The organism is Streptosporangium sp. NPDC001681, assembly GCF_040298085.1.
Classification (GTDB): Bacteria; Actinomycetota; Actinomycetes; order Streptosporangiales; family Streptosporangiaceae; genus Streptosporangium.
The window spans coordinates 1-4,521 of record NZ_JBEOZN010000263.1; the positions used below are offsets into that span (position 1 = coordinate 1).

The 4,521-nt window shown below is 66.3% G+C and carries 4 protein-coding genes, 2 pseudogenes and 1 riboswitch; of the genes and pseudogenes, 3 read left to right on the forward strand and 3 right to left on the reverse strand.

Annotated elements, in window-relative coordinates; all coding sequences use genetic code 11:
* Both ABT130_RS47065 and ABT130_RS47070 read right to left on the reverse strand, forming a co-directional pair.
* Nucleotides 1-413 (reverse strand): DUF305 domain-containing protein (locus ABT130_RS47065; RefSeq protein WP_350966417.1); only part of this gene is annotated, 413 nt, incomplete at its 3' end.
* Nucleotides 414-1,659: 1,246 nt separating this feature from the next.
* Nucleotides 1,660-1,845, reverse strand: a complete 186-nt coding sequence (locus ABT130_RS47070) for a hypothetical protein (protein ID WP_350966418.1) — start codon at nt 1,843-1,845, stop codon at nt 1,660-1,662.
* A gap of 280 nt (nt 1,846-2,125) precedes the next feature.
* Nucleotides 2,126-2,274, reverse strand: a riboswitch (cyclic di-AMP (ydaO/yuaA leader).
* A 282-nt stretch (nt 2,275-2,556) separates the two neighbouring features.
* Here ABT130_RS47070 and ABT130_RS47075 point away from each other — a divergent pair.
* Nucleotides 2,557-3,510 (forward strand): coiled-coil domain-containing protein, encoded by a 954-nt coding sequence (locus ABT130_RS47075; RefSeq protein ID WP_350966419.1) that lies wholly within the window; start codon nt 2,557-2,559, stop codon nt 3,508-3,510.
* A gap of 51 nt (nt 3,511-3,561) precedes the next feature.
* On the opposite strand, the gene ABT130_RS47080 is transcribed toward ABT130_RS47075, so the two are convergent.
* The gene (locus tag ABT130_RS47080; protein WP_502992253.1) at nt 3,562-3,888 is read right to left on the reverse strand and encodes a four-helix bundle copper-binding protein; all 327 of its coding nucleotides are present in this window, start codon (nt 3,886-3,888) and stop codon (nt 3,562-3,564) included.
* On the opposite strand from ABT130_RS47080, the pseudogene ABT130_RS47085 reads away from it, so the two are divergent.
* A pseudogene (locus ABT130_RS47085) lies at nt 3,779-4,146 on the forward strand (P-type ATPase actuator domain-containing protein). The gene ABT130_RS47080 and the pseudogene ABT130_RS47085 sit on opposite strands and share 110 nt — an antisense overlap.
* A gap of 91 nt (nt 4,147-4,237) precedes the next feature.
* Nucleotides 4,238-4,521: pseudogene (locus ABT130_RS47090) on the forward strand (HAD-IC family P-type ATPase); the annotation flags it as partial.

Here is a 4,521-nt window from a genome sequence, read left to right on the forward strand (position 1 = left end):
TCGGTCATCATGCCGGGCATGACATGCCCGCCGTGGCCCTCCGGGGCGGGAGCCTTCCAGGTGGACAACCAGTCGGTCATGGTGGCGATCTCCGGCCCCTGCGCGGCCTTGATCTTCGCCGCCAGTTCCTTCACCTCCGGGTCGGAGGCCCGGGTCTCGGCCAGTTTGGCCATCTCCACGGCCTGCTCGTGATGCGGGATCATCATCTGCGCGAAGGTGACGTCGACTTCGTTGAAGGAGGCTTCCGGCTCCTGGCTTGCGGTAGTGGCGGGAGCGGGGGCACTGCTGGTCATGCCGGTGTGGCCGGTCATCGCGTCGTCACCGCCTCCGCAGGCGGTGAGCAGCGCGAGAGCGCCGACTCCCGCCGTGGCGGTCAGTGCGAGCCTGCGAAAGGCGGATCGGTTGGTGAACATCTCTACTATCTCTTTCCGGTCAGTCGTATCTGCGTGCCGATCGTCTGCGGGCGGATCTTTGATGCCGTCCGCGGAGGCGATCGGCCTATACGCGCAGAACCGAGAGACACGCCAGGCGTAGGGCCGTCCTCCGCGGGGGCGGGCGGGCGACGAGCAGCGTCGGAGAGGCGTCGGCCGATCGGGCCTGCGAGATCTGCCGCGTCCACAGGGGCGCCATACCGATGAGGAGAAGGAGAAACGAGGTGAGTACGGCCAGGCAGACGGAGCTCGGATCAAGGGCCGGAGGAGTGTCATCACGCTCTGAGACCAGTTGCCCGGCCTGGGGCATCAGGGTGGGACGGAGCACGGTGTGTGCTTTCGGCACTCCATGATCAGCGGTAAAGGCGTGTCCGAAGGCGGCAGGCGTGCCGTCATGCCCCCGCCGGTGGTCCAGGTGCCCCAGGGTGTGCATCCCGGCGACGCCCAGAATCAGAGCGATCAGAAGAAAGCGGCACAGCACCAGCAACGTAGACCGGCGGGCTGAGCCGTCCATCGTCCGCCCCCCTCGCGCTTGCGGTCTGACCTTTCCAATCTTCCTACGACCTATAATCGTAGAACAGTCGGCGCGAACATGGGGCAGGAAGCTCCCCGTGGGAGCGAACAGCCACGAGACACACGACGTGAGCTCGCGATCCTGCCCGACCTGGGCATAAGCGGCCGGCATGACGCAGTGGTCTTGACATCGTGACCAGGAAGTGAACGATAGGGACACTGCGAAGGAATCGCATGGTCAAGGCTCGCAGGGTAGAACAGCCGCCCGGCCGTCAGATCGAAGGCTGATGAATCACTGCACAAACATCTACTATTAACTATAGTAATTAGTGGCGGCCAGGTCCCACCCCGCTGACCGCCGACGCCGCCGTCCGGGCCCGAGCCCGGACGGCGGTGGATCCTCGCCCTCTTCGCACTGCTCGGCCATCGGACAGGTTCGCATCGCCGCGTGGGCCAAGGCGCGATGGACATCGGGGCAGGCGATGGCCCGGGGGCTGTGGCTGATGGGCGCATCGTTCGTACCGCCGGCGCTCAGCACCTCACTGGCTCCCCAGCATCTGAATGCTGCCTCCTGGCTCGCGTATGCCGTGGCATTGGCGTCGGCGCTCATCACGACCTGCCTCCTCAGCCTGGCCACCATGATGATCTACCCGTTCGAAATGGCGACCATCGCCGCGCTCGGCGGGGAACGCATGATCGGCATCTACTACGGGTTCTACAACACCTTGTCCGGGGTCGGCATCGCGGCTGGAAACCTGCTCACCGGGACGGTGCTCGATTTGACCTTCCGTGGAAGCCCGTACCCGACGACCTTGCTCTCGTCGCGGACCTTCCGCTTCAACCACACCTTGTCGACGTTGGCCTCGATCGTGTGGATCTTGCCGCCCTCGACCTTCTCCACGAGGCCGACGTGGTCGATCCCGTCTGTGTCCTTTGAACCAGACCGCGTGGGCCGGGGTGTACGCGTACTCGCCGACGAAGTTCTCGACTCCCGCCCGGTTGGCTGCCCAGGCGATGAACATGTCGCACCAGGGGGCGGTCTTGAACTGGGGGGCCGGATCGATGTTGGCCGCGTACCACGCGCCGAACTTGGTGTACTGGTCGTCCTTCTCCCGGTAGCCGAGTTCCGGTCGTACCACGTCGAGCAGATCTTCAGCGATTGGATCCATCGGTTGGCGGTTCGCCCCTCTCCTCGACCGCCTACCGGGTTAGCTGACGGGGTCGGGCCAGGAGCCGCCCTACCGCGGTGCGCGTCGCGGATTCACCCCACTGGAACTTGGGTTCCCGGTTCCCGCAGCCTGAGGCCGTGAGGATTCGGCGTCCGGCCGGTCACCTTCCTCGAAGACAGATCACCGGCCGGTAACGATTGAGCATAGTAGAAGAAATGCCCGGAAGGAGGGGAACCTGCCGAAGAAAGCCCTCGTACAGGGCACTGCATGCCGGATTTGGCGCGATGGTCCTGCTGGTGCAGGATCACCTACTAGCCTCCATCGGAGGGAGTTCAGTACGGGGCGTCACACGACAGGCGGCCCCCTACTTCGGGGAGAGGAGAAGCGTGACGGCTGCGTCCCGTGGGATTCGGCGTCCTAGCATATTTCGAGCTCTGGTCTCGATGTTCGTCGCTGTGGTCATGTGTGTGGGCGTGGCCTCGGCAGGCCATACCGAGCCCAAGCCCACCGCCAAGGAACTCCGTAAGGAGCTGGCGGAGCTGCAGAAGCGGTCAGAGACCATGATCTCCGAGTACTACACGGGACGGGTCGAGCTGCAGAAGGTGGAGAAGGTGGAGAAGGTGGCCCGCGGCAACCTGCGGCGGGCGCAGCAGGACTTCGAGCGGGCCGCGGGAGAGATCCGTCTTCTGGCCGCCGAGCAGTACCGCACCGGCGGGATCGGGGCGGCCTCCGCACTGGTGAGCGACGTCGATCCCACCGCCATGCTGAATGGCCTGGCGCTCACCCAGCAGCTCATGAGCGAGCAGGACGCCAAGCTGCAGCAGTTCATGAAGGCTCGCGACGCTCACCGCCGAGCGCAGACGTCGGCGGAGAAACGTGCCACGGAACTACGCGAGTCGCTCAAGGAGCTCGACGTCCAAAAGGACCGGGCCGAGAAGCTGATCGACAGGATCAAGGACCGAATCGACCTGCTCTATCCGACCCCGGGGGCCAGAAGCGCCGACGGGACGTGGGTTCCCCAGTTGCCGTCGGGGCCCGACAACATCACGCCTCGGATGCGGTTGGTCCGGCAGCTGATCGCACAACGGTTCGGCCCGCAGTTCGGGATCGGGTGCTACCGGGTCGACGGTGGCGTCCAGGGTGGCGGTGAGCACCCGCTGGGCCGCGCCTGCGACTTCATGCTCAGCCGTGGAGGAGCCCTGCCATCGGCGGCCGAGACCAGGCGGGGCGACGAGATCGCCACGTGGGCGACCAAGAACGCCCGGCGCCTGGGCATCATGTACATCATCTTCCGCCAGCGGATCTGGCATGTCCGTAGCGGAGCCTGGGCGATGATGTCCGATCGCGGTGGCATCACGGCCAACCACTACGACCACCCCCACATCTCGGTCTACTGAAGTGAGATGGTAAGAGGCGCGTCCTCGATGACGCGTTTCCGGTGTGTTCGCTCAGCCCAGCGTGGCGAGCAGCTCGCGGCAGGCCTGCTCACACGCACGGCATGCCTGAGCACAGATGGCGCAGTGACTGTGCTTGGTGTGCTTTTCACACTCCTCGGCACACGACTTCGAGATGCGCGCCCGCGGCGGCGCCAACGACGCCATCCGCGCCCTGCTCGACCTGGCCCCTCCCAGAGCGGTGGTCATCCGCGACGGCGAACCGGTCGAGGTGCCCACCGCCGAGGTTCTCGAAGGAGACCTGCTGCTGGTCCGTCCCGGGGCGAAGATCCCGGTCGACGGGGTGGTCGAGGACGGCGAGAGCGAGGTGGACGAGTCCATGGTCACCGGCGAGAGCCGCCGGTGCACAAGCAGCAGGGCTTCACGGTCATCGGCGCGACCATCAACCGCAACGGCACGCTACGGGTGCGCGCCACCAGGGTGGGCGCGGACACCGCCCTGGCGCAGATCGTCAAGCTCGTCCAGCAGGCCCAGAACTCCAAGGCCCCCGGGCAGCGGCTAGCTGTATTGACCCGCAGGGTTGTTGACGCGGGTGATCGGCGGCGCGATCACCTCCGTCGCCTGGTTCTTCCTCGCTGATGAGCCGTTCGGCGTCGCGATCCTGTTCGCCATCACCGTCGTGGTCATCACCTGCCACGACGCGCTCGGTCTCGCCACTTCCACGGCGATCATGGTCGGTGACGGCGTCAACGACGCCCCCGCGCTGGCCCATGCCGACCTGGGCATCGCCATCGGCGCCGGCACCGACGTCGCCATCGAGACCGCCGACGTCGTGCTCATGCGCTCCGACCCCCTCGACGTGCCCGCCGCGCTGCACATCGGCCGCGGCACACTGCGCAAGACGCGGCAGAACCTCGGCTGGGCGATCGGCTACAACGCGATCGCCCTGCCCATCGCCGCGGGCGTGTTCGAGCCCGCCTTCGGCCTGATGCAGCTCCCCGAGATCGCCGCGCT